This is a genomic window from Paenibacillus sp. LT-B23 (assembly GCF_059417685.1).
Map to the genome: position 1 here is coordinate 41,128 of NZ_JBSQBM010000026.1, position 26,110 is coordinate 67,237.

At 46.7% G+C, this 26,110-nt stretch carries 23 protein-coding genes; 14 read left to right on the forward strand and 9 right to left on the reverse strand.

The genetic code is table 11. The features are described from left to right. Positions 1-8: 8 nt before the first annotated feature. A complete protein-coding gene (locus ACWXW9_RS24935) occupies positions 9-869 on the reverse strand; it encodes a Gfo/Idh/MocA family oxidoreductase (RefSeq protein WP_494931609.1) in 861 nt (286 codons plus the stop codon). A 303-nt stretch (positions 870-1,172) separates the two neighbouring features. Here ACWXW9_RS24935 and nirB point away from each other — a divergent pair, with 303 nt between their 5' ends. Then, the gene (nirB, locus tag ACWXW9_RS24940) at positions 1,173-3,602 is read left to right on the forward strand and encodes a nitrite reductase large subunit NirB (RefSeq protein WP_494931610.1); all 2,430 of its coding nucleotides are present in this window, start codon (positions 1,173-1,175) and stop codon (positions 3,600-3,602) included. A gap of 41 nt (positions 3,603-3,643) precedes the next feature. Further along, positions 3,644-3,964 (forward strand): nitrite reductase small subunit NirD, encoded by a 321-nt coding sequence (gene nirD / locus ACWXW9_RS24945; RefSeq protein WP_404581175.1) that lies wholly within the window; start codon positions 3,644-3,646, stop codon positions 3,962-3,964. A gap of 57 nt (positions 3,965-4,021) precedes the next feature. Here the strand turns inward: nirD and ACWXW9_RS24950 are convergent, their stop codons facing one another. Then, positions 4,022-5,329: an exosporium glycoprotein BclB-related protein gene (locus tag ACWXW9_RS24950; protein WP_494931611.1), complete on the reverse strand. Its 1,308-nt coding sequence runs from the start codon at positions 5,327-5,329 to the stop codon at positions 4,022-4,024. A gap of 47 nt (positions 5,330-5,376) precedes the next feature. Between ACWXW9_RS24950 and ACWXW9_RS24955 the strand changes: the two genes are divergently transcribed. Then, entirely contained in the window at positions 5,377-5,685 is a 309-nt protein-coding gene (locus tag ACWXW9_RS24955) for a hypothetical protein (protein WP_494931612.1), read from the forward strand. Positions 5,686-5,808: 123 nt separating this feature from the next. Here the strand turns inward: ACWXW9_RS24955 and ACWXW9_RS24960 are convergent, their stop codons facing one another. Both ACWXW9_RS24960 and ACWXW9_RS24965 read right to left on the reverse strand, forming a co-directional pair. Then, positions 5,809-9,708 carry an immunoglobulin-like domain-containing protein gene (locus ACWXW9_RS24960; RefSeq protein WP_494931613.1) on the reverse strand — a complete coding sequence of 1,300 codons (3,900 nt, stop codon included), beginning with the start codon at positions 9,706-9,708 and terminating at the stop codon, positions 5,809-5,811. Between the two features lie 47 nt (positions 9,709-9,755). Beyond that, complete coding sequence (locus ACWXW9_RS24965; protein ID WP_494931614.1) at positions 9,756-10,097, reverse strand: phage tail protein; 342 nt, start codon at positions 10,095-10,097, stop codon at positions 9,756-9,758. 313 nt (positions 10,098-10,410) lie between these two features. On the opposite strand from ACWXW9_RS24965, the gene ACWXW9_RS24970 reads away from it, so the two are divergent. From ACWXW9_RS24970 to ACWXW9_RS24980, 3 genes are read left to right on the forward strand one after another with little or no spacing between them, the layout of a single operon-like run. Further along, positions 10,411-12,120: a spore germination protein gene (locus ACWXW9_RS24970; RefSeq protein ID WP_494931615.1), complete on the forward strand. Its 1,710-nt coding sequence runs from the start codon at positions 10,411-10,413 to the stop codon at positions 12,118-12,120. Positions 12,121-12,150: 30 nt separating this feature from the next. Further along, positions 12,151-13,239, forward strand: a complete 1,089-nt coding sequence (locus ACWXW9_RS24975) for a GerAB/ArcD/ProY family transporter (RefSeq protein WP_494931616.1) — start codon at positions 12,151-12,153, stop codon at positions 13,237-13,239. Further along, on the forward strand, positions 13,236-14,438 hold the full coding sequence (locus ACWXW9_RS24980; protein ID WP_494931617.1) for a Ger(x)C family spore germination protein: 1,203 nt from the start codon (positions 13,236-13,238) through the stop codon (positions 14,436-14,438). The genes ACWXW9_RS24975 and ACWXW9_RS24980 overlap by 4 nt, the downstream gene beginning before the upstream one ends. Before the next feature lie 96 nt (positions 14,439-14,534). Here the strand turns inward: ACWXW9_RS24980 and ACWXW9_RS24985 are convergent, their stop codons facing one another. Then, positions 14,535-15,083, reverse strand: coding sequence for a PadR family transcriptional regulator (locus ACWXW9_RS24985; RefSeq protein ID WP_494931618.1), 549 nt, complete (start codon positions 15,081-15,083; stop codon positions 14,535-14,537). A gap of 167 nt (positions 15,084-15,250) precedes the next feature. On the opposite strand from ACWXW9_RS24985, the gene padC reads away from it, so the two are divergent. Then, positions 15,251-15,742 carry a phenolic acid decarboxylase gene (gene padC / locus ACWXW9_RS24990; protein WP_494931619.1) on the forward strand — a complete coding sequence of 164 codons (492 nt, stop codon included), beginning with the start codon at positions 15,251-15,253 and terminating at the stop codon, positions 15,740-15,742. 103 nt (positions 15,743-15,845) lie between these two features. Here padC and ACWXW9_RS24995 read toward each other — a convergent pair whose 3' ends face one another. Beyond that, the gene (locus tag ACWXW9_RS24995) at positions 15,846-16,292 is read right to left on the reverse strand and encodes a hypothetical protein (RefSeq protein WP_494931620.1); all 447 of its coding nucleotides are present in this window, start codon (positions 16,290-16,292) and stop codon (positions 15,846-15,848) included. Between the two features lie 223 nt (positions 16,293-16,515). Next, on the reverse strand, positions 16,516-18,036 hold the full coding sequence (locus ACWXW9_RS25000) for an MFS transporter (protein ID WP_494931621.1): 1,521 nt from the start codon (positions 18,034-18,036) through the stop codon (positions 16,516-16,518). 236 nt (positions 18,037-18,272) lie between these two features. On the opposite strand from ACWXW9_RS25000, the gene ACWXW9_RS25005 reads away from it, so the two are divergent. Beyond that, on the forward strand, positions 18,273-18,740 hold the full coding sequence (locus ACWXW9_RS25005; protein WP_494931622.1) for an Lrp/AsnC family transcriptional regulator: 468 nt from the start codon (positions 18,273-18,275) through the stop codon (positions 18,738-18,740). Positions 18,741-18,812: 72 nt separating this feature from the next. On the opposite strand, the gene ACWXW9_RS25010 is transcribed toward ACWXW9_RS25005, so the two are convergent. Then, on the reverse strand, positions 18,813-19,199 hold the full coding sequence (locus tag ACWXW9_RS25010; protein ID WP_494931623.1) for a winged helix-turn-helix transcriptional regulator: 387 nt from the start codon (positions 19,197-19,199) through the stop codon (positions 18,813-18,815). A gap of 155 nt (positions 19,200-19,354) precedes the next feature. Continuing rightward, positions 19,355-20,698, reverse strand: coding sequence for a glycoside hydrolase family 30 protein (locus ACWXW9_RS25015; protein WP_494931624.1), 1,344 nt, complete (start codon positions 20,696-20,698; stop codon positions 19,355-19,357). A gap of 195 nt (positions 20,699-20,893) precedes the next feature. On the opposite strand from ACWXW9_RS25015, the gene ACWXW9_RS25020 reads away from it, so the two are divergent. The 6 genes from ACWXW9_RS25020 to ACWXW9_RS25045 all read left to right on the forward strand — a co-directional run bounded on the left by ACWXW9_RS25020 (position 20,894) and on the right by ACWXW9_RS25045 (position 26,081). Next, positions 20,894-21,574, forward strand: coding sequence for a response regulator transcription factor (locus ACWXW9_RS25020; protein WP_494931625.1), 681 nt, complete (start codon positions 20,894-20,896; stop codon positions 21,572-21,574). Beyond that, positions 21,571-23,340, forward strand: a complete 1,770-nt coding sequence (locus ACWXW9_RS25025) for a sensor histidine kinase (protein WP_494931626.1) — start codon at positions 21,571-21,573, stop codon at positions 23,338-23,340. The genes ACWXW9_RS25020 and ACWXW9_RS25025 overlap by 4 nt, the downstream gene beginning before the upstream one ends. 24 nt (positions 23,341-23,364) lie before the next feature. After that, positions 23,365-23,874, forward strand: coding sequence for a CDP-diacylglycerol--serine O-phosphatidyltransferase (pssA, locus tag ACWXW9_RS25030; protein ID WP_494931627.1), 510 nt, complete (start codon positions 23,365-23,367; stop codon positions 23,872-23,874). A gap of 22 nt (positions 23,875-23,896) precedes the next feature. Then, a complete protein-coding gene (locus ACWXW9_RS25035; RefSeq protein ID WP_192512297.1) occupies positions 23,897-24,391 on the forward strand; it encodes a DedA family protein in 495 nt (164 codons plus the stop codon). A 208-nt stretch (positions 24,392-24,599) separates the two neighbouring features. Continuing rightward, positions 24,600-25,016 (forward strand): phosphate-starvation-inducible protein PsiE, encoded by a 417-nt coding sequence (psiE, locus tag ACWXW9_RS25040; RefSeq protein WP_494931628.1) that lies wholly within the window; start codon positions 24,600-24,602, stop codon positions 25,014-25,016. Between the two features lie 57 nt (positions 25,017-25,073). After that, on the forward strand, positions 25,074-26,081 hold the full coding sequence (locus ACWXW9_RS25045) for an AI-2E family transporter (RefSeq protein ID WP_494931629.1): 1,008 nt from the start codon (positions 25,074-25,076) through the stop codon (positions 26,079-26,081). Positions 26,082-26,110: the final 29 nt, after the last annotated feature.

Consider the following 26,110-nt stretch of genomic DNA (forward strand, 5'->3'; position numbering starts at 1 on the left):
CTTTGTTTTTATTTTGTACTTTTGGCAGTAGCTACTCCAAGATTTAGAACGCCGAGCACGTACAGCACTTCCTCGTCTTTAATAGGCTTTTCTTTGTTATATTTAATCGCTTGATACAACTCTTCATATAAAATGCCGTAATCAGTCACCTCCGAAGGCACGCGTTCCGTATGTTCTGTACCCTCCTCGTCCACGTAAGAAAGCACGCCCCAATTGTCCTCGGCCTCCGGTTCGAAGGATACAAGGGTGGGTCCTTGCTCATTTTCCCCAGGATAATAAATGCTCCTCACATCATAGTGTACTTGATCTGCTTTGCCGTACAAGGAGATAAGCTGGTCAATGGTATGAACGGCTAAACCGTGTAATAACCCAAATCCTTTTTGTATGGCTTGCGGGCGAAAATAATCATAGTGGGACTGAATTTCGATAATATTTCCTAGTTTTCCGCTTTCAATAACTTTTTTTAAAGTGAGAAAATCACCGTCGTATCTTCTGTTCTGATTAGCCATAGCAATAAGATTTTTATCTTTTGCCAGATTGAATATTTCTTGCGCTTCCTCAGGGCTTGAAGCGAAAGGCTTCTCGACAAGCACATGCTTGTTGTGTTCAAGCGCAAGCTTGGCATAATCATAATGACTGTCTACGTGGGTGCATATAACGACTAATTCAATTTCATTATCCTCCCAAATCTCTTGAAGATTCGTTGTAAAGCCTATGGCAGGATAATAGCCTTCTCTCTCGGTATCTCCTATCCGGTCTTCTTCCCTGCGGTAAATCGTTTTGACCTTGACATGGCTCTGTCTTTCCAGATAAGGCAAGTGATAATTAACTACACTGTTTCCAAATCCAATCATTGCAGCGGATATCATAAAGGTTCACTCCTGTTCTTATCTTAGAGATATCGTAGCACTGAGGACCAGCTTGGAGAACGGTGTAGATGGATATTGGCAAACGCTTTCGTAAAAAGGTTAAGGAATTATCATTTATGAAATTTGATTTCAGGCTCTTACTTTTATCCCTTGAATTTGAATAGGGAAATCCCTAAACATTTATAATTTGAACTGTATTGTGACTGTAATCACATATAGCTCAACCTGCTGCATTAGAATAGAAGCATAAGCAATGTTCATAAGAACGTAGGAAATCTTGTCGAATGAATGGAGGACCGGTACATGACAAACGGTAAACAAAAGCTTGTTGTTATTGGAAACGGTATGGCCGGCATCAATACGGTCGAGCAAATTTTAAAATTAACGGATAAATATGAAATTACGGTTCTTGGAAATGAGCCACATCCGAACTATAACAGGATCATGCTTTCTTATGTTCTGGAAGGTAGTAAAACCATTGAGGATATCATATTGAACGATTTACAATGGTACGAGGATCAAGGGATTTCTTTATATACAGGGAAAACGGTGCGGAGCATCGACGGGGAAAGAAAGACGATTCACACTGAAGACGGACTTGAAATGGATTACGATGTAGCTTTGGTAGCCACCGGCTCACAATCGTTTATTTTGCCTATTCCGGGAAAAGATCTACCGGGGGTCGTTGGTTTTCGCGATATCGCCGATTGCTCGGCAATGCTTGACGCGGCGAAAACCTATAAAAAGGCAGCTGTCATTGGCGGAGGACTATTGGGGCTGGAAGCGGCTAAAGGTTTGGTCAATCTCGGCATGGACGTTACTGTCGTTCATTTAATGGAGGATCTGATGGAACGTCAGTTGGACCGGGAAGCCTCTACAATGCTGAGGGCAGAATTGGAACGTCAGGAAATCAAATTTGCTATGCAAATGCAAACTGCAGAGGTGTATGGTCAAGATCGGGTACAGGGGCTGCGGTTTTCGGACGGAAGCGAACTGGAAGCGGATTTGGTCGTTATGGCCGTCGGGATCAAGCCTAATATTCAGGTTGCTGTACAAAGTGGTATGGAAACGAACCGTGGAATTGTGGTCGATGATATGATGAGGACTTCAATGCCGGATGTTTATGCTGTAGGGGAGTGTGTCGAACACCGCGGGATCTGTTACGGTCTGGTTGCGCCGCTTTTTGAACAGGGAAGTGTAATTGCAAAACATTTGGCAGGTGCGGATACCGAAGGTTATACGGGATCGGTGGTTTCTACCAAGCTCAAAATTTCAGGAGTTGATGTTTTCTCGGCTGGCGAATTCATAACTCACCCTGAACATACGGTGATTGTAGCAAAGGATGAGTGGAAGCGCACATACAAAAAAGTGCTGCTTCGTGAAAACAGGATTGTCGGAACTGTACTGTTCGGAGATGTGAGCGAATCTGCTAGTCTTCAGAAATATGTGCGGCAGCAAACGTTGATGACGGATGAGATATATGGACAGATCATGGGTACCGGATGCAGTAAAGACGGGGCTAAGACCTTATCTGCCGAAACCATGGCAGATGATGAAATTGTCTGCGGCTGCAACGGTGTGACCAAAAAGGCAATTGTCGATGCGATCAATGAAAATGGACTGACCACAGTCGACGAAATTAAGGCATGTACCGGTGCCACACGTTCCTGTGGAGGATGTAAGCCGGTCGTTGAACAAATTCTCCAGTATGTTCTTGGAGACAGCTTCAAGACGACAGCCAAGCAAGGAATATGTGGCTGCACAACATTGAACCGGGACGAGATTGTAACGGCTATTAAAACCAAGGGTCTTACAACGACGCGTGAAGTCATGAATGTGCTTGGTTGGCATAATGATGAAGGATGCTCTAAATGCCGCCCGGCGCTGAATTATTACTTGGGTATGATGAACCCGGATACCTATGAAAATGAGGAAGATTCCCGTTTCGTCAACGAGCGGTTGCACGCTAACATTCAAAAAGATGGAACGTTTACAGTTGTTCCAAGAATGTACGGCGGTGTAACAACTCCAGAGGATTTGAAGAAAATAGCTGATGTTTCTCTTAAATACAACGTTAAAGTTGTTAAAGTAACAGGAGGACAGCGGCTAGATTTGATTGGTGTCCGTAAAGAGGATTTGCCTAAAGTATGGGAAGAACTCGATATGCCGTCGGGATATGCCTACGCGAAATCTCTTCGTACAGTTAAAACCTGTGTTGGATCGCAATTTTGCCGTTTTGGCACACAGGATTCCATGGGAATGGGAGAGTTGCTGGAACGGAAATTTGAAAGATTGGATTTTCCGGCAAAATTTAAATTAGCGGTCAACGGGTGTCCCCGCAACTGTGCGGAATCGTGTACGAAGGATATCGGGATTGTAGGCAATGATGGAGGCTGGGAGATCTTTATCGGTGGAAACGGCGGTATAAAAGCGCGGTTGGCTGATTCGCTCTGTAAAGTGAAGACGGACGATGAATTGATTGATATTGTGGGAAGCGTGATGCAACTGTACCGGGAAACAGGCCAATATCTGGAACGTACTTCGGAATGGGTCGAACGGACCGGCCTTGAAGAGATACGGAAGGCTGTCGTTCACGATGTAGATCACCGCAAAGCTTTAATAGAACGGATCGAATTTGCACTGCAGCAGGTTGAAGATCCCTGGAAAAAGATCATCAACGATGCCGATTCACGCAAAAATTTATTTGAAGTAGTTACACCGTCTGTTGTGTGAATGCTTTTTAAATATGCCTTAAGAAGGGAGCAATCAAGCGAATGATCAAGCATGCTGAGTGGCTTATCGTCGGTCACAGTAAGGATTTTCCAAATAGAATTGGGCGGACGATCCGGTTGGATGATAACGAAATTGCAGTTTTTCGCACTTCAGAGAACAAGCTTTATGCTGTTGAAAATTCCAGCCCGCATCCCAAAGGAGGGCCGCTTACCGAAGCGATGGTATCCGGTCATTACATTTATGATCCGCTATGTGATTGGAAGATTGATTTGGAGACAGGGATCGTTCAAGAGCCTGATCACGGACAAATTAAAACATTCACTATTCGGGAAGATGGAGAAGAAGTGAAAATATCACTTTAATGCAAATAAAAAAAGGCTCGGCAGGAACAAGTCCTGCTGAGCCCTTTTCGTCTTGGATCAGGTAATGGTAATGCCTGCGCTTGCATAACCCACAACGGTATTCACAAGAGAAACCCCCGTAGCAGTCGCGGAGAAGACCAGGAGCAGACGAGTTTGTGCAGTTACCGGTATTGCTAATCCTGTTGTGATACCACTGGAAATTGTACCCAGGGTAACGATACCTGTGAGTGGTGGTGCTAACGTAACGATAGCTCCGGGAACCGCTGTAAAGGTATTGTTAGGTGTAGGCGAACTGAACAACTGGGCAGTAATCGTTGAGGATGAACCTATTAGAGTAAGCGCAGCCGTTGTACTAAAATAACCGGCAATCGATGTTATGACGCCATCCCGTGGAACGGAGAAAGCAAAGTTGATCAGTGGACCGACAAGCGTACCTGTCAGGTCTATGGTTCCACCCACAAGGCTAATGCCTGTTGCCGAGCTTCCGAAGCCGATTAGACTGGTAGTACCCACCAAGCCGCCAGCAATGGTTGTCAAAATCGCAGGTCCGCCAGAAGCAAACGGAATGATCGCTCCCGAACCCGTGGCTCCAGTGGCGCCTGTGGCTCCAACAGCGCCCGTGGCCCCGGTAGCACCCCCGGCAGGTCCTGCCGCGCCTGTAGCTCCTGTAGCTCCTGTAGCCCCTGTAGCCCCGGTGGCTCCAGCAGCCCCGGCGGCTCCTACTGGCCCAGCGGCGCCGATAGGCCCGGCGGCTCCAACAGGTCCGGCAGCCCCAACAGGCCCGGCAGCCCCAACAGGACCAGCAGGGCCAACTGGACCTTGTGGTCCTGCCGCACCCACAGGTCCTGGTCCACCGACAGGACCTGGTGCACCGCCCGGTCCAACAGGTCCGGCAGGCCCTCGTGGCCCGGGTGTGCCTGACGTGCCTCCCAATGCAATACTGATAGCCGTCCCGGCACTTCTGATAGCACTGATCAAACTGTCTTTAAGGGCAGGGTCAATGGTTTCCTGCAAAATAATAGACAACAAGATATCCAGTAGTTGTTGCAATGTGGTTCCAACGCCGATCGGAGAGAAAGGGGTGGCTTCCGACGCTACGATAGCCAGTTCCAACGCCGCCAGTAAATCTGCTTTAACGGGGCCTTTAAGTTTTAAGGTATTCGCCAGAGCTAATAACCGGCGTAAAATCTGTTGCAATGAAGATACATTAGCCGCAGAGGGATTAGCGAAAACAAGCGGGATGATCGCGATTAATTCCTGAATCAGCTTGAGAAGTTCTTCCGTTTCTCTGCTAACTTTAGGTGGTTTGCAATCCTCTTCTTTTTTTGAAGCACCACTGAACCTGAACGGTTTTCTGTGTTTCATGTTCAAATATCTCCTCCTCACATTTCTCCCTACTGTAGAGGTGACAAGTGGATCATCGCCCCCGTTTCGCAGATATTAACAATATATTTACTGAAGCGAAAAGGGTGAATCACCACACAAAAATTATTATTGGAGGCTTGTACATAAGCTTTAATATCGATTTTCTGTATTTCCAAACCGGGCTTCCACTGGTGCTGGGGCCCGCCTATCGGCATATCTTCCCTGAAGTCATTGCTATGATTGCGGCAGGCAGACTGGATATTAAGAAGGTCATTACTCAAAAAATAACGCTGAATCGTATCGTAGAGGATGGTTTGGAGCTTTTAATTTCAGACAAGCGTCAATCTAAAATCTAATTGATACGCAAGGTTAGTCCATATCATTCATAAACAAAGCGCGGTCTCCGAATAACTCGGAAACCGCGCTGTTTTGCTTATACTCCACTAATATATCTAAATCCATTGGGTACTTAATCAGTCTTATTTGAAAATACGTACCAGTAGTTCAGCCATCTCGCCTCTGCTAATGGCTGCCTTTGGTTTGAGCGTTCCATCAGGGTATCCGCTGATCCAACCGGAGGAAACAGCCTTTTCGAAGGCTGAGGAAGCCCATGTAGCAATCTGCTGTTCATCCTTATAGGATTGCAATTTGGCCGTGCCTGAAGCCGATGCCTTATCCGCTATCGCATGTGACAGGATCACCATCGCCTGTTCACGGGTAAGACGTTCATCGGGGCCGAACGTCTGAGCATTTAACCCTTCGATCCATCCCTGACGATGAGCGGCATCCACGGCTGATGCAGCCCAGTGCCCATTCATATCTGTAAATGAGGTAGACACACTCTCATGTACAGTGGTTCCCAACGCTCTGGTCAGTATGGACACAAATTCTGCGCGGCTTACCGCACGCTCTGGACGCATGTTGCCATCTTTGTAGCCTTGTATCCAGCCTTTGGCTGCCAGCGATTGCAGGGACTTCGCCGCCCAATGGCCTTGGACATCCGGCCATACCGGAGCTGTGCCTTGCGAATCCGCTGAATTTGTTGTGCTGTCCTGCGCGTTTGTATTATCGGATGGAGATTTTGTATCAGTAGAGACAGCAATCGCAAAGGTACTAAACCGGGTCGTATCGAAACCCACAGCCGACAGATTTCCTTTGGAATCCCTCACTGCCGTACCTTTCAGAATCTCATGCTCTCCATTGTCATGAATAACGAGAATAGAAAACTGGGGTTCCTTGCCCTGCAATTCACGGATGGATTCGGCATCCAGTGGCAGAACGATATGCGATGTGCCTGTAACGTTAGCCTTGATTTCCACAGACGCACCGATCAGCTTCAGATTGGATTGTTGTCCGGCCCAATCGCGTATTTGCTGTGCATGTTGTGCATCTGCCTGCTGGAATGACAACGTAACGTCCTGCTGACCCGAGGCCATGCCGGTTAAGGTATGACTGGATAGCATCAGTGTTCCGTATTGGGATATGACCGAGGCTCCGATGGTATCCCATTTATTCAGCGAAGAAAGGGGAAGAATAACCTGACTAATATTCTTTTCCTGCTCCAGATGAATATCCGCGTAAGCCTTGCCTTCCAAACGGGCCTGACTGATTTGTCCGTCCAGAAATGCAGTAGAAGGAATATGGATGATGACTGCTTTTCCTTGTTCAGAAAATCCAGGCTCCTTTTGTATAACAGCGTTGTTATGGTTCTCGTCTTTTTTATTAGAATTGCCTGTGTCCACAATGACCTTTGCGGGAACGGTTACTTCGATTTGCTGTGTCAAGGCATGAGAACCATCGCTTACCTTGGTGACCTCCAGTATCACAGTAACCGCCGTTTGGGTTGCTGCCGGGAAGATAGCTCCATCTGTGCGAATTATATCCGGCTGGCTAGTGCTGCTGATGGTCAGGCGGAAGCCCTCGGGCACAGCAGGCAGCTTGAGCAGGGTATCACTGGCGGCAGGTGCTGCCAGGCTTGTGATGGAATCGGCTACACGTTGGGCGGTTATTCCCTGTGCATACACTAATCTGGAGGGAGCACTTTCCATACCATTCACGATCTGTAGCACGTAGTAGCCGACTCCTTCAGGAACAGGTGTAAATACATATTTCCCTTCTCCAGAAGCGGTTCCTTGCGCAATCAGCTCCTGCTGGGCATTGTACAGCTCAAGCCGTGCGCCCGGCCAAGCGCCTGTAACGATCACCGAGGCGGTAGCGTCATTGCCTGCTGCGGCTTCAATAGCACGGGGCAGCACGTTTATGTGGCGTTCGGCTGGCTCAGCAGACCAACTTGAATTATCACTATAAGCATAGTTCAATACGTATACACCGGGCGTATTCGTATCCACGTTGCCGATACCTGTTAGTTCAGGTACCAGAACATTACCGTACACGCTGTCCAGCACGCTGGCTCCCGGATCGGTGAAGCTGCTGCCAGCTTCCAGAATGATCGGGTTGTTGCCGTTCAAACGTACATAGGGTGTATTCGGCAACGCCTTTAATACCGTGATCATGAATGATCTTTGTACGGAGGCTGAACCTTTGGATATAGTGGCCTTTAATTGTACATTCACATCACCGTCTATAAACTTCGGCCGATTTACTTGACCCGTACTGCTGAGAACGTCCGGTTGATCCGAGGACCAATCAATACGTGTGTCAAATGCTCCTGCATCCGGCAGAGTGATGGAATCCTTAATCCCCTGCGGGTAATCCAGTTTCAGGGTATTTGCTGCCCAATTCACTGCTTCATCAGCACTTACGGGCAGTGCGGGCACGAGCAGGCTGAATGTTTTTCGAAGTTCAACTCCGCCTCTTGTCAGAACAGCTTCCAGTGTAATGGTTTGATCGCCCTGTACATAGCTCGGGAACGTGACCTGACCGTTGTGATCCAGGAACTCGGGGTGATTTGAGGTCCACGATACCTGAACGCCGTTCAAGCCTTCTTTCGGCAAATATACGTCCCCGGTTACGGTGGTTACAGGTACATCAAGTGCCGCGTAAGCTGCGTTTACGGCTTCAATATCGTTCATCGGCAGACTGAGCACATGTGCAGTGAAATTCTTTGTTTTCGTTAAGCCTTCGAGATGCAGGACAGCCGTCAGGGTAACATCTGTATTTCCATCAATATAGGAGGGTCTGCTAAGTGTTCCATCTGGTGCGATAACAAGTGGATTGGCAGAGGACCATTCGATCTGGACACCACCATAGCCGGACAGAGGAAGAGACAAATTTTCTTTCACCGCAGACAAATCGCCCAGTGACAGGCTATCTGCTGCCTGATCCAGTGTATCTTGTGCAGCTACCTTCAATACGGTAACCTCAAAAGTTTGGGTATCCGAAGCGGTTCCCTTTGTAATCGTCGCGGTCAGCTTTACTTTCCGATCACCCGAATCGTAGCGCGGGCGTGTGACAGCCCCCTCATTGGTGATGACATCAGGGGTATCCGAACTCCAGCTTACCGTTGTATCGTTCAATCCGGTCAGCGGCAGTGTCAGCCGTTGGGATACCGTAGCAGCCGAATCTCCTGATGCAAAGCCAGGAGCCAGTGCAGTTTTAGCCTGTGCAACATAATCGGCATCGGTCAGAATATTCACCGTGACCTCTACGGGAGCACTTTCGCCCTTAACATTCACAGCCTGAAGGCTGTAAAGAGCTGCACCGGGAGGTAATGGCGAAGAATCTGTGAATTGGGTTAAGGGTCCTGTATACAGGGTGACACCATTTCGGATGATCTTGTATGAAGTTGCGTAAGGAACGGCGTCCCAGCTCAATTCCACCGCATTTCCTTTTTGGGTTCCTGTAAAATGACTCGGAGCCTGTGGAACGGGTAAGCGCTCCCCATAAGCTTCAAATTCCATGACTGAAGCCCATTGGTTGTTTCTCGCATTTCCTTGATCAATATACAGACGCAAGTATCGTGCAGTCACCGGGGAAATACTTCGGCTAAAATGAGCGTTAGCGTTATTTTGAACAGTATCGGAAGTAACCCAATTTGTTCCATCACTGCTCGTTTGCAGTCGGAAACTGTAAGGGTCGCGCTGATCCTGCCATCCATTCATGATCCCCATACCTGCTACACCGTAGCGATCCACGATATACCAGTCTCCCAGATTTACCTGAATCCATTTTTCACCGTTGCTGGCTTGATACCAGCGGCTTGTCGGCTCATAGGAGCCGTCCACTGCTCTGGCGGGTTCATAGGGCTGGCTGTAGCCGCTTGATGTTACGGGTTTGTTAAGCACTACATTTTCCGTACCAGCAGCACGGGCTTCATCCGTCCCTATAAGCAGAACCGCACCGCCGATAATGGGCAGCAGTGGAATCAGCAAACGATAGGGTTTTATTTTGTTGCGTGTGAAGTTATTGCCTTCGAGCACGCCATCACCTCTTCTTCGGAAAAATAGCATAGCGTTTTGCGCACTTATTATTCGCGAGCTGGGTATATACCCTGAGTTGCCATGTAGTAGTTCACGTTCGGCATTGGAGAAGCCCCGCGCAGGTCAGGTAAAGCAAAGGTGCTTACTCCATCGCCACCGAAATTAGTGCCTAGCAGAGAGAATAACGCTGTATTCTGCTGAATACTCAAAATCTGACCTTCGCATTTTAACCATCCCCTGGGAGCGAAAGTGTAAGGATACATCGTAATTTCTCCGAGGTAAGGCATATCTGCTGCTTGTGCCTGCTTGGGACTTACCGCCGTTCCTCCTACCAAAATGACCGCTAACAAACTCAATACAGCGGTTTTCTTCCAAAGATGATTCTTCATACCTACAACCCCTTTTCAAATTCGAATAATAGACAACGAATTCAACAAATTCGTGACATTAGTCATGGAATGAAATGATATTATCATGAATTTGGGCTTTTTACATCGCTAGACATCTATCAAACATACCATTTTATTCCTTTTATTAGGCAAGAATTTTATTCCACCAAGTAAGTATTCCTTGAAGGGAATATCCCTTGTTATGTCTCGAATGTGCATCTGATGGTGGGAAAGCGGATCAATGCCCATGCATTTTTTTTCTAATCCCGGTAAATATATATATAAATCGTATGTAGGCGAAGGGGGAAGGGACATGTGGCAGGCAATTGTAACTCATATGCCCAAATGGACAGTGTTAGTACAGGCTTTCTTTTTGTCCCTTGTACCTTTACTCATCTTGTTGGCGGTTCGACAAATTAAAACGGTCGACGGCAGAGAAAGCAGACGCAAGGAACGAATAGAGCTGCTTGAAGAACGCGACCGTACAGAGGAAGATGCTCGCGATCCTTCTGAAAGCAAAGGTCCGAATGTTAGTAAGAATGAGGACGAAAGCTATTCTGAGGATTATGAGGCGAATGTAACGAAGATGAGACAAGCCATAACGGATATGGCGGATGTTAATGAAAAGTCTATTTTTCTGGATCATTTACAGGCCAGGGTAAGTCTGTTTTGTGTAGATGGCTTAACGGACAAGACCAGCATGGACCAAAATATAATCAAGCCACTGCTGGATTGGGGAAGCTCAGACCAAGAGGAAGAAATACCGCAAGGCGATGCATTCCGGGATATGGTTATCCGTCAAGTTATGCTTGTAGTAGAGACAGAGCATACGCAGGATGTGAAATATTCTTTGCAGAAGGTTTTGTTCGGCTCTATCGTACTCTTGATCGAGGGTACTTCAGGTGTACTTATTCTGGGTTCATCCAAGGGTAAAACTCGCGGAGTGGAGGAACCATTATCAGAATCGGTATTGCGAGGTCCACGGATTGGCTTCACAGAGGTACTCAGCGATAATACAGCCTTATTGCGCAGACACGGAGAAAGTACCGAACTGGCCATGCATTCCTTCAAAGTCGGCAAGAGGGTGCAAAAGCAGCTCATGGTTGTCTATTTCAGGGACATTGCTAATTCTGAGCTGGTAGAGGAGGTCAAACGACGGATCAAAACCATTGATGTGGATGAAGTCATGGAGTCAGGCTATGTAGAGCAGCTCATTGAGGACAATTTTCTCAGTCCTTTTATGCAAATTCAAAATACGGAGAGACCTGACAGGGTGATGGCTGCTCTGTTGGAGGGACGTGTAGCTGTGCTGCTGGATGGTACTCCTTTCGCCCTTCTAATGCCTGTAACCTACGATATGATGCTCCAGTCGCCTGAGGATTACTATGAGCGATGGCTATCGGGTTCCCTGATTCGGTTGCTGCGTTTTATGGCAACTGCTATCTCCCTGTTCGCGCCTGCTCTCTATATTTCCTTTATCTCGTTTCATCCCGGGCTTATTCCCACCATGCTGGTCATTTCTATCGTCAGCGCAAGACAAGGTGTACCCTTCTCTACATTGATCGAGGCGCTGATTATGGAAACCTCCATTGAAATTCTGCGTGAAGCAGGATTGCGTCTGCCCAAACCTATTGGGCCTGCTATGGGTATTGTCGGCGGTTTGATTATTGGACAGGCTGCGGTTAATGCCGGAATTGTAAGTCCCATTTTAGTCATTGTTGTGGCAGTTACGGCGATTTCTTCGTTTGCCACACCTGTGTACAGTTCCGGGATTTCGATGCGTATGCTTCGCTTTGCGGGGATGTTTGTTGCAGCCATTTTCGGTTTGTATGGCGTAATTCTGTTTTTCCTGCTGTTGGTTATCCATATGGCTAAGTTAAAAAGCTTTGGATTGTCTTATCTTAGTTTGACATCTCCGCGTTCGTTGAGGGACTGGAAGGATTACATGATTCGGGCGCCGTTACATTTTATGAAACGCAGACCCCGTCTGCTAAATCCCAAACAACCCAAGCGGAAAGGCTAGTTATGTAGGAAAGGAGGGAGCCACAACGATATGAAAAAACTGGGGGAGGATAAACTTACAACGTTACAGACGACAGGGATTCTTGTCGGCTTTACCATGGCAGCAGGTCTGCTTACGCTTCCTCGGGTGGCAGTTAAGGCTTCCAAGACTCCTGATGCATGGATCTCCGTGATCTTGGGAGGATGCATAGCTTTTCTGGCTGGCTGGATTATCGTGAAGTTAAGTCAGACCTTTCCCCAAAAAACCTTTTACCAGTATGTACAGCAGATTACGGGGAAAGCGATCGGCAAAACTATCGGTATGCTAGTCGTGATTTATTTTGTAGCCTTGTGTGCATTTGAAATTCGCTCTGTGGAAGAAGTAACATCGTTTTTTCTGCTTGAGGGAACGCCCGCATGGGCTATTTCAGCACCGTTTATGTGGGTGTCGCTATATCTGTGCATGGGCCGTATAGGAGCGATAGGTAAAGTGTGCCAGATTATTTTACCCATTACAGCGTTTATCTTTTTGATCATCTGCCTGCTGAGCTTAAATATTTTTGAACTGAACAATTTGCGCCCCGTATTGTCGGAGGGGGTCATGCCTGTCATCAAAGCCATAAAGTCTACAAGTCTGACGTTTACAGGTAGTGAGTGCCTGCTCATCATTATTTGTTGTATGGAAAAGCCTAAGAAAGCAATCAAGGTGATTGGTTGGGGATTCGGGATCACGGTGCTGTTTTATACGACGGCTGTGGTCATGTGTATCGGTGCTTTTTCGGTGGAAGGTGTGGTAACTCGGACGTGGCCATTTCTGGACTTGGCTCGCAGCTTTGAAGTGGATTATCTCGTATTTGAACGCTTTGAGTCCCTGTTACTGTCCATCTGGATCATGCAGATTTTTGCTACGTTCAGCATTGGCTTGTACTGTGGTGCGCTTGGCCTCTCACAAATTTTTAATACATCGTATACCAAAATACTGTTTATTGTACTCCCGATTGTTTACGTCATCTCCCGAATTCCCAAAAATATTAACGAGGTGTTTTCGTTAGGCACGATGATCGGTGACGCGGCTATCCTTTTATATGGATTGTTACCCTTGCTGCTACTGCTTATTTCACGCTGGAGGAGACTCCGATGATGAAGAATTTCCGCATCGTTTTTTTCGGAATAGCAATCCTTCTGACATGCTGTATGCTGACGGGGTGTTGGAGCAGTAGACCTGTGGAGGATCTGAATCTGGAGACGGGCATTGCACTGGATGTAGGACAAATATCTCCGCAGGAAACGTATATTGAACGGAAAGGAGGATACTATCCGAAGAAAAATTCCATTAAAGCAACCTTTCAATTTCTGCTCCCTGAAAGAGGTAAAGGCTCTGGAGGTGCCCCTGCACAAAATAAAACCTTTTACAACATGACTGAAACGGGGGATTCTCTGCTTGAAATGCTGCGTGAAGTTTCATTACGTTCCAATCGTCCTGCCATCGGGTTTCACTTGAAGACGATCATTATCAGTTCCAGTCTGCTACAAAAGCTTCCTATGTACGAGCTGCTGGACTTTTTTGCGGGGGATAATGATATTAGGCCGAGCGTTCAACTGCTAATTAGTACAGAAAAAGCAGGTGATGCGCTTGAGGAAAAAGTCCCCGGAGAGACACCCGCCTTTATATTGAAAGATGTCTTTGTCAACCGTAAACGGAATGCACGTATGATCAAGCCCGTGTCTCTGGTTAAAGTCATTGGGCCGATGAAAGCCCACAGCAGTTTTTTATTGCCCAATGTGATTACCGGGGAGAAAGAAGTCAAGCTTGCAGGTGCGGGAGTCATTCAGGGGAAGACGCAAAAATACATCGGTCTTCTAAACGAGTCTGAGGTAGAAGGTCTGATGTGGTTGAAAGGTGAAGTGGATGGAGGTACCCTGAAAAGCAAGGACCCTAAAACCGGGAAAAGTATCGTGTATGAGATCGATTCTGTCAAAAGCCATACCAAGGCTACGGTTCATGGCAACGACATCTCTTTTCACGTTCACATGAGAGCGACAGGGCGTATTTCGGAAAACCTCAATCCGGGTCAGGATTTTTCAAAAAAAAATCTACTCTCACGAGAAGAGAACATCTTGCAGGAAGAAGCCAATACAATAGCCGAAAAAACGTTGGCGAAAATGCAAAAGTTACAGGTGGATGTTGGAAACTTCGGAGAAGCACTGCGGATTCAGCATCCCGAAGCGTGGCGCAAGATCAAAAAAGATTGGGACAAGACCTTTAGTGCCATTCCAGTACGCTTCAGCACAGATATCGAAATTGAGGATTACGCGTCTTCCAATACTACGGCAGACTAAAAGCATCATTTGGAATGGTTACCAAAAAACCTTCAACACCATCTACGTGGTGTTGAAGGTTTTTTTATATTTCATATCACTTTTTCATATTGAAGCCTAATCAAACAGCAACAGCGTATATTCCAGCCACGAAACATAGCTTTCCTCCCGATTGATAGCACGACTCAGCACCAGATAATGTCCGAATTGTTCAGAGCCGGGAGATTGAAGGTTTTCGTCCAGCAGTCGGAGTGCGGTCTTACTTTCGTATAAATACTCCAGCTTTTCTTTACGTTTGGCAATCTGATCCTCGAACAATCGCTTGTTCTCTTCCTTGGAGATGGCTGCTGAAAAATACAGCATAAGCATAAACTCATCCTTTTCCGTTTCTGGTAAATCTTTGGGACTCAGTAGCCATTCGGTCAGCTCCCGGGTACCCTTGGGCGTGATGCAGTACAGCTTCTTTTCCAGCTTGGCTCCTGTAATGGAGGTGCGATATTCGATTAGCTCCTCTTCGGTCAGCCTTTTGAGCTCAGGATAAATCTGACTGTGCTTGGCGCTCCAAAATTGCCCGATCTCCTTCTTGAATTGACTCGTAATGTCGTAGCCGCTCATTTCTTCTTTGTGAATTAGGCCCAGAATGGCATATTTTAATGTACGTTTCAACGTAGCTCTCCTCGCAATGCGGTATTTGACATTAGTATACCACAGTGCTACAATTTATATGTAATCAAAAACATGTTTAAGTTTACATGTTTAAAATTCAATACTTATTATTTTCAGCATGATGTTCAAATTCATGAAAACTCATAATACAGAAAGAAGGATGCAAGATGGACAAGTTTATCGGCAGTCACATGATCTACACCTACGAGAATGGTTGGGAATACGAAATATATATTAAAAATAAAGATACCATCGACTATCGCATTCATAGCGGCATGGTAGGCGGACGTTGGGTTCGTGACCAGAAGGTTAACCTGGTGAAGCTGGTGCAGAATGTGTACAAAGTATCGTGGACTGAACCGACAGGTACGGACGTTTCCCTGAACTTTATGCCAGAGGAAAAACGGATGCACGGCATTATTTTCTTCCCTAAATGGGTTCATGAGCATCCCGAAATCACTGTACGCTATCAGAACGATTTTATTCCGCTGATGGAAGAATCACGTGAAAAATATGAAACCTATCCTAAATATGTTGTCCCTGAATTTGCAGATATTACATTCATTGAAAATGCGGGTGTAAACAACGAAAAATTGATTTCTCAAGCGCCATACGCAGGTATGACAGACGATATTCGTGCAGGTAAGCTGCAAGCATAATCAAACATTTGCTGATGGTTGTAAAGCCTGGGTCTGTGATAAGCAGTCTCAGGCTTTTTTGTGCTGATTGGAGAGAGGGTAGGGATTAAACTGTGAGCGGGATTTAGAATGAATAGTAGACCAGACCATGCTCGATCAGATAAGAACGGCTAATCCGTGGTTTTACGATGGGCGTTGCAGGAGAGAGACTTTGCAGGTTCACGTGGGTGGTCAGGTCGGATAAGGCGGACAGAGCCAGCTCTGCTTTGACATGTCCCCAGTTGTCAGCGTGGTGCTGAATATATTGGTGAGCCTCGGTAAAGGATAGATCCTTGAGCAAGGTGAACACGGAAGCCCATCGGACGAGGTCGAAGCTTCCTTTGATTTCAGGCAGCTCATATTCTGCCCGGCCTTGAGCATCGTTACACGACATGGTGAGCAAGCCACAGCAGCGGTGTTGATCATGTTTAGAGTCTGGAAACTGCCGATAATCGTACTGAATGATTGCCATGGAACCAATGCGTAATTGGGTTGCTTTGGACGTTTTGGGCTGGGCGAGCATCATGCTCATGCTAGAATGGCCTCCTTCGATTCACCGTAAATAGGGATGGGAGAATCATACGTCACAGCGGATGTAATGTAAATCACAAACAAGGGCTTAAAATGAGGATGAGTAACGAAAACCGACTTTTAATACTCATGAAAGCGGATACTTGCATCCGTTTCTTTTATTATCTTGCCGATAGTCCTTTATATTGAAAAAAAGAGAACCCCGGATATCCCCGGGATTGTCTTTATGCTCTCTTAGGTCTAAAAATCATAAAACTGATTGCTGCTAGAACCCAGACACCAATACCGCCGTAGAGCATTATCAAGCCAAAGCCGTGCACAAGCGCTGCATGGACGACGGCTCCAGACGCATCCAGAGAGGAGAGTTCTGGCAAACTCTGCTTGAGAGATACAGTATTTCCGGCGGCTATTTTTTCGGCTACAGACCTCAATTGTACTGCATTGAAAGTCCCGGAAAGGGCACCCTTCAAATAAGACAGAATACCTTCCTGCAAGATGAATCCCATCACAGCGATGTTGATGGCTAGACTGATCAATCTGGCACTCATATCTATACCGGAAGCCATGCCTGCACGGGCACTCGGAACAGAGCCGGTGGTCGTGTTGGTCACAGGCGTGTTGGTTAAGCCAAGCCCAATACCAGCCAACAAGGAGCCAGGGAGCATGGTCAACCAACTGGCGTGATCGCTGCCGCTGCCATATTTCATCAAAATGAAGCCCATACCGAGGATGAACATACCTGATGGAATGACTATACGCGGCTGATAGCGGAGCGAAAAACGCTCTGCCAGAGGCGGAATTACCAAGGTGGGCAGCGCATAAGCCAAGAGAGACAGCCCGGCGGCTACGATGCCGTAACCCAGACCACTCTGGAAATAGATCGGCAGATAGATCATGAACGGCCAGAAACTGAAGTTCATGCCGATGGAGCCAAGGAGAGCGCCAGAGAAATTACGTATCTTGAATACGGAAAAGTCAAACATCGGATGGGCGCTGAGCTTTTCCGCAAATAGAAAAACAATGAAACTTATTGCTACTGCAACAAGGATGCTGATGGATGCTCTGCTGGTAAAGCCGAGTTCCGGCCCTTGCGTGATAAAGTATGCAAGGCCAAAAACTGTCAACGAAAGCGTGATGATGCCAATAATGTCCAGCTTTTTCACCTGCGGATCTCTGGACTCCTCTATGCCACCGAAAACAAGAATCAAAGTGAGGATGGTCAACGGAACGTGGACCAGGAAAACCCAATGCCAGTTCAACACGGCCACGATCATGCCGCCGATGATAGGTCCAAAACCGAGGCCGATACCGAACACGATCCCCCATATGCCAAAGGCTTTGCTGCGTTCTTGTCCTTCCTGAAACCGATGTGAAAGAATTGCTATCTGGCAAATCTGCATCGCACCAGCACCTACCCCTTGAAGAAACCGGCTGATGATCAGAACCGATGTGCTTTGCGCCAAGCCGCAAATCAAGGATGTAATACCGAACAAGACGAGGCTGATAATGAAAATACGCCTCCTTCCATACCGGTCAGCCAGCGTTCCAACAGCCATCAGAACTGTGGCACATGCAATGGTGTAAGCGTTCATAATCCATTGCATATCCTTAAGATCGCCATGCAATACTTTTTCCAGAGTTGGCAGTATCACTGGCACACTGGAAATTTCGAGGCCGAACATCAATGCGGACAAACATATAGCGGCCAATGCAATTATATTTTTGCGGGAGAAGGATAGGCTCACTGAGAGGTCCCCCCAGACTTTTGTTCATCTGCTACTGTTCCTACCTTATTTAAAACGTATTTGCTCAAGGGCAGCCATCCTCTCTATCTTTTCATGTTTCACCTTATCGATGTGAGTTTTATTATATAATCTAAATCATTCATTTTACATAACGCAATCAATCCATTATGATGATTATACAAAGTAATTTAATGAATTTCTCATAAAAACGTTAAATTTAAAGGAGAGCATTCAAAGTGGATCATGTAGACAAACAAATCCTCTTTTATCTTCAAAGTCAGGCAAGAATTTCAATGACGGAACTAGGAAAATGCGTGGGTTTGTCCCAACCTGCTGTAACAGAACGAGTTAAACGAATGGAAGAAAAGGGGGTTATCAAGGAGTATCGCACTATCATCTCTCCTGAAAAAATAGGAAAGGATACGGCAGCCTATATATTGTTTCGGACTAGAGATTGCCATGCATTTCTTGATTTTGTCCATACATCTCCACATGTTGCCGAGTGCCATCGTATAAGCGGAGATCACAGTTATTTATTAAAAGTAGTGACCAACTCGACGCGCACCCTAGAAGAGTTTAGTAACCAGTGCGATAAGTATGGAACCTACACGAGCCTGCTTGTCATGTCGTCACCGATCGAGCATAGACTTCTCATTCATTCTCTGGAAGAAGCAAGTGGAACTGCTCATTCAGAAAAAGATTAAGAATGAAAAAAGACAACCCCGGATATCCTATCCCAGGATTGTCTTCATCATGAAAATATATAGTTAAGCTGATTAAACGGGCGTTACGTCCTGAATCGCTTCATCTTTCCAAATCACATTCTCGCGATAGTTTGATCCCCAATCGTACATCGCTCTCAGTACCGGAATCAGGCTTTCGCCATGCTCGGTCAGAGAGTATTCCACATGCGGAGGAACAACAGGATAGACCTTACGAAGAATGAGTTTATCCTCCTCCAGCTCGCGCAGTTGGTTGGTCAGCATTTTTTGCGTAATGTGGGGGATCAGCTTCTTCAGTTCACCGAACCGTTTGGTGCCTTCCAAGCCGAGATGCCATAAAATAATCAGCTTCCATTTCCCGCCAATGACGGCGAGGGTCAATTCCTTATCACAATTAATCAGCTTCAAATCAATCCGGTCTTTTACAGTAGTGATGTTCATCGACCTCCTGTCCGTAGTTACTCCAAGTATACTATTTATGGCTACTATACGCAAAAGGGGATACATCCATTTTGGAAACTAACCATACTTTTGGATACGGATGAACCGGACAGTGACGAGTAATGATTTGTGAGCGTTTGGGAAAGCTACGACGGTTAAGAAGGAATGACGATGGTATTAAATGATTCCGGCTCCAACTCGAAATGATGCGTATCGTCTCCAGCGGACAGATTCAGCACACGCGATTCGTGGAATGGATTGGCAATGACCACTATCGTTTGTCCGTCAGCATTGCGGAAAGCGACGGCATTCCCCGTCCATGATCCACGGAGTCCAATGCGTCTCGCACCCGGCAATACAAAATGAGAAAAGTGCTTCATCACGTAATATTCCGGGTTCAGGGCACGCTTACGATCTGCCGGGTCAACGGTGATCATCGAATTTTGCTCCCATCCCCATGTGCTCTTGCCTTTCGGCTCCAAAACCATGTTCCAGTAAATATAAGCATTCACGCCATTGGTGAAGTAGTGCTGGTACAGGTTATATACATATTTGGCGTAGTCCCACGAATTTTCTCCGTTCCCGCATTCATTTTCTGTCTGCATATAACGAAGCTCGGGATAGCTGGCTACGGTGCGTTGGATGGCATTTTTGCCTGCCCACTGATAGCCCACGCCTTTAATATATTTGTAGGCCTCCGGGTCACTCAGTACGGTATGGGCATATTCATCGAATCCGGTCGAAGTCTTCTTCATTAATTCTTCCCACGGATCGGGGGCGTTAATGGTACCCAGCCAAATTTCCGTATCTAGTCCGTGTTCCTCGAAGGCAGGGCCTAAATAGTCGCGAATAAATTCGCGAAGTTGTTCACCAGTCCATACACAGGAAGGAAATTTTTGATCGGCAATGACTTCATTTTGAACATGGACCTGATGAATCGTAATGCCTGCCTCGCGGTAAGCCTGCACAAATTTGACGAAGTATAATGCATACGCTTTCAAAATATCCTTTTCCCAGCGCAGTGTGCCGTAATTGTAAGACTTGGGCGATTTCATCCATGTCGGTGGGCTCCAGGGTGAAGCGAACAGCTTCAAGTCCGGGTTAAGTTGCAACGCTTCCCGAATGAAAGGAATGAGATACTGCTGATCACGCTCAATGGAAAAGTGCTTCATCTCCAAGTCGCCGTCCGTTTCATTGTGGCTGTACCATTCCAGCGCGTAGTCACTGGCTCCAATAGGGAGTCGGCAAATCGTGAATTTGTGTTCGCCCTCCGGGTGGAAGAGAGAGTGAAGCACCTGCTCCCGTTCGTCGTTCTCCAAATGGTTCAAGGCTACATAGCCCAGTTCATTAAAACAGCCGCCAAAGCCTTCGACGAGCTGATACGATTCGCCCGTAATGGTCAGGTTGGCATGCTCTGGGGTTTCACTAGGATGAAGAGATCTGGATTGCCAGGCTTTAGCTTTGGAAGTGGAAAACCACTGAATGGTCTGGTTGCTCATATATTACCCTCCTGTTAACGCTTTTTGTATCTCTTCTTATTATAGGGTAGGATCATAAGAGATGAGATGGTCTAAGCCAAGACAAATTTGCCCTAATCCAAGGTGGATTCTGCTGATAAGAGGTGCCAAGAACACATAAAGAACACATGTCTTTGGTATGCTGATGTCCTAGAATGACCGAAAGAGGGAAGTCGATTGAATAAAAGGGTTCTTCTCGTGGAGGATGAAATTCGTATCCGTGAAGTCATTGCGGATTATTTTAAACAGAATAATTGGGAAGTCTATGAAGCAGGCAATGGAAAAGATGCGCTAATCTGGTTTGATTCGGTACAGCCCGATCTGATCATACTCGATATTATGATGCCGGAGCTGGATGGTTGGGAGGTATGCCGTCAGGTTCGCAGCCGTTCCGGTGTGCTGATCATTTTGCTGACCGCCAAATCCGGTGATGATGATAAAATACTGGGCTTTGAGCTGGGAGCAGATGACTACGTTACCAAGCCTTTTAGCCCCAAGGTGCTGATCGCCCGCGCGAACGCGCTGATGAAACGAGTGGAGGGCCATGTGCTGCCTGAGTCGCATGTCCTGCGGTTCGGCACGGCCATTCTCAATACGATGGCTCATCGGCTTGAGGTAGATCAGGCGGAAGTCGAGCTGACGCCCAAGGAGTATGAGCTGCTGCGGCTGCTTATACATAACAAAGGTATGGTCATTTCACGGGATGCGATACTTAGCCGAGTGTGGGGGATCGACTTTGAAGGAGATACGCGGGTCGTGGATACGCATATCAAAAAGCTGAGAAGCAAGCTGGGCCTTGAATCACGCCATATCCGGACCGTTTTTGGTACAGGCTACAGGTTTGAGGAGGAAGAATGAACAAACGGGGAGTTACCTTTAAGTTGTTCATTATGACCGTTGTATTTTTTCTTTGTTTTTACGGCATGGTGATTTTGTGCCAACTGCTGTTCTTTGAAAATTTTTATCAGCAACAGAAGATCGGGCGTGTGGAAAGCCGTTTGCAAAGCTTCGGTCAAAGCTATGTCAAGGAAGCCTGGGGCTCCGATAGGGTTTCACGAGAAGCAGCCCGTTTTATGTTTCAGAATAAGAACCAGTTGGCGATTGTCACGCTAGACGGCAAAGTAAAGCTGGATGACCCGTTCCATATCAATCTCCGAAAAGCAGACGGGCAGATCGTTAAAATATCGCTGTCTCTGTTTATGAGCCAATTTGGAGATGAACTGAGGGCAGCCCGGATTCAGTCGGGCGACTCATTAACCGTTGAAGGTGAAGTGTTGGAAACCGACGGCATCTCTTCTGCCAATTTAATTTATCCGACAGGCATTCAGAAGCCTGGCTCCAAACATATAGGAACGACCTCGGAAGAGTCGAGCACAGAGGGGAGTGTAAGGTTGTCCGGTACGGTGACAGAAATTGTGCTGCCGGATCTGAAAACCTGGAGCCAGCGGCAAGGAATGCTGTTTAGTGCGCTGGAGGAATGGTTTCCTTTGTCGCAGACCCATTTGGAGAAGCTCAAGAATTTTGAAGTGCTGGAGGAAGAGTGGAAGGAGCCTTGGACGGGTGTGCGTAATGCGGTCATTGTCCATCCTGTGCGACAAAGCACCGGAGAGATCGACCTGCTGTTCACAGTGACATCGTTGCAGGAAATCAGCGAGACGAATGAAGCTCTGCGCTGGTTCTATCTGTACCTGGGCATCGGGGGTTTTGCGCTGATCCTTATTTTGTCCTTGTTCTATTCCCGAATGGTGACCCGTCCGCTCATTGCCTTGAACAAAACCGCCAAGCGGATGGCAAAGCTCGATTTTACAGCCCATACACCGATCCGGCAAAATGATGAGCTGGGCAGCCTGTCCTACAGCATGTATACCCTGTCCCAGAACCTAGACACCGCTTTGCGCGAGCTTCAGGAGGCTAACCAGCAACTGGTTGAGGACATGGAGCAGAAACAGAGGATGGAGGCTGTGCATCAGGACTTTTTTGCCAGCGCCTCTCATGAGCTGAAGACCCCGCTTAGTATTGTTAAAGGCTTCGCCGAAGGGCTACAGGATGGCGTTAGTGCCGGGAAGCAGGACCACTATATCAAGGTGATTGTGGAGGAAGCGGACAAAATGGAGCGGCTGGTCAAGGATATGCTGGACCTCGCCAAGCTGGAATCCGGCACCCTCAAGCTTCGCAAAACGACTTTTATACTGAGCGAACTGGTGGAGGAAGTCGTGGACAAGCTGTTCCATCTGCTAAAAGAAAAGCATCTGGAAGCGGTCATTATCCCTGCTAATGAGCTGCCGATTCACGCCGATGCCGGATGGCTGGAGCAGGTGATTTTCAACTTCGTCATCAATGCCATCCGACATGCCGAGGAAGGAAGCTCGATTACGATCCGTATCGAAGGCTCCGGGGAAATCAATACCTTTTCCATTGAAAATAAAGGGGAAACGATTCCCGACGATCAGCTGGAGCAAATTTGGGAACGGTTTTACCGGGCCGAGCTTTCACGCAGTCGTCAGACAGGGGGAACCGGACTGGGACTGTCGATCGTCAAACGGATTTTGGATTTGCACGATTTTCGCTATATGGCGGAGAATACCAAGGATGGCGTTCGTTTTGTCGTCATATTCGGAGGTTAAGCTATAGCAAAGGAGTCAAGCAGTATGAAATGGAATTGGTTGCCCTCACTATGCACAATTGCAAATCTGGGGGCAGGGGTACTATCCCTGTTTTACACGATTCATGAACAATATGCGACCGCTTTTATTCTGATTATGGTGGCTGCTTTGTGGGATGTGCTGGACGGTTTGCTGGCAAGGCTGCTGCATTGCTCCAGTGACTTTGGCAAGCAGCTCGATTCGCTGGCGGATGTGGTCTCATTTGGCGTTGCGCCTGCTTTCTTGACCTTGTTCTACCAACTGGGAGGTACACATTGGATGGGGCCGCTTGTGGCTGTTTTGTTTGTGATATGCGGTGCAGTGAGGCTGGCAAGATTCAACTTGATGGCTTTTAGTACAGGCTTCGTAGGCATGCCAATTACGGCTGCGGGTGTGATTTTGTCCTTTATGTTCTTATGGAGTGAGCATTTACGACCCGAATTATTGCTAGGGCTCATGGTAGTGCTGTCTTTCCTGATGGTTAGCCGTATTCCGTTCCCGTCCTTCAAAAAATAACCGATCAGGAGGTGGCGCCCCTATGGAATGGGCCATGAGCATGATTACACATTACGGGTACATTGCTATTTTTGCACTTCTTGCTCTCGGGATTATCGGCCTTCCGGTTCCAGATGAAATTATTATGATCTTTGTCGGCTATCTGTCCTCCATCATGGTACTGAATTATTCAATGTCTGTGCTGGTCAGCTTTATAGGGGCGATGACAGGTATGATGATCAGCTACACGCTCGGCAAAAAGCTGGGACAGCCGTTAGTGGATAAGCACGGCAAGTGGGTCGGGCTGACACCGAAGCGGTTTGCAAGGGTGAAGGGGTGGTTTGCACGCTTCGGGCTGTGGACCATTCTGGTCGGTTATTTCATTCCGGGCGTCAGGCATGCGACAAGTTACTTGTCTGGAATAAGCGCAATGCCTGTTCGAAAATATATGCTGGTGGCAAGCGCAGGCTCACTCGTATGGACCCTTGTTTTTATTTCGATTGGTTATATTACCGGAGCAAATATACACTTTCAATAAGGTTACACCAAAAGTAATGTAGCATTTTTCATGCATTCCACCGATAATATAATAGAGGATTTTGCAAAAATCCAATAAGCGACTTCCAATGAACAATATATAGATCGAAATGGTCTAGTTCGTCTATATATTGAACTTCGGAGCGACTGGAATCGAATTTTGCAAAATCCTGAATAAAGAAACTGTACAACCAGTGAGGGGATCTGTAGTGAACGCTTTTATGAAGCATGTTGAAAAATTACCTGGTTTTCTGCAAATGATCCTGAATATCTCGTTGTTTCTGGTCGGACTGATTTTAAGCTTCTTGCTGCTGAAAGAAACATGGTCCATCTTTTCCTATGTTTTTTTGTCTACAGAGTCGGATAAGAATTACTATGAATTCACTGAGGAACTGCTTGTATTTTTCTTGTATTTTGAGTTCATTGCATTAATTGTTAAGTACTTTAAAACCAATCTCCATTTTCCCTTGCGTTATTTTATCTATATCGGTATCACGGCCGTCATCAGGCTCATTATTGTAGATCACGATGATGCCAAGAACACATTTTGGTGGTCCATTGCCATCCTGGTCATGGTAGGTTCTCTATTGATCGCTAACAGTAAATTGTTAAAAAGAGAAAGCTGATTCGTTAGGACAGATTACAAGGTTGACAGTCAAGTGGGAAAGAGGGAATAAAGACGAATGGTAAGAAACTGGATGAATCATGCGGGCGTCAGGCGGGTAGCCGTCCTTGCGATAATCGTTTTGCTGTTGTTTATGTTAAGAAGCATGATGAATATTATGTTGTTAACACTGCTGCTTACGATCTTGATTGGTAGTATATATAACGGAGTGAATAAGCTGGTCAAGCGGTTCGTCAATGTGCCGTCAATGGTCGTGCTGCTACTGGTGTATGGGCTGCTAATTCTGATTATGGTGTGGGGCGTTTACCGAATGGTGCCGCTAATCATTGTACAGGTCAAGCAGGTGTATCTCATGATTCAGCAAGCGTATATGTATCCTGATCGTAATCAATGGAACGAAACCATCATTGAGTTTATGGATACGTTGAATGTCCAGCGGCTATTTGAGCCGGGCTTGAATGCAGTGATGAAGGTCAGTCAATTGGGAACACAACTGCTGGTTTCGATTATTTTGAGCTTATTCTTCCTGATGGAAAAATCCTATATTACACGCTTTACAGCAACGTTTGTGGATAGCAAGCTGGGCTGGTTTTTCAAGGAAGTGGGTCATTTTGGTCGTATGTTCCTGGACACGTTCGGGAAGGTGCTGGAGGCTCAACTGCTGATTTCACTGATTAACTGTATCTTGACCACGATTGCGCTCTGGATTATGGGCTTTCCTAATCTGCTGGGTCTTGCGCTCATCATATTCGTGCTGGGATTGGTCCCGGTGGCAGGTGTGTTTATCTCGCTGGCGCCGCTCGGTCTGATTGCTTTCAGTGTCGGCGGCATTCAATATGTCATTTATCTGGTTATTCTGATTGTGGTGATACATGCCATTGAAGCCTATTTCCTGAATCCGAAGCTGATGTCTTCCAAAACCAATTTACCGATCTTCTTTACCTTTGTCGTATTGATTTTCTCTGAACATCTGATTGGAATTTGGGGCTTGATTGTAGGTATTCCGCTGTTTGTTTTCTTCCTTGATCTAATTGGGGTAAAACGCAAGCAAGAGAAAGATACCTAACTTAGCGCCACAGATTCTAACCTTGTATA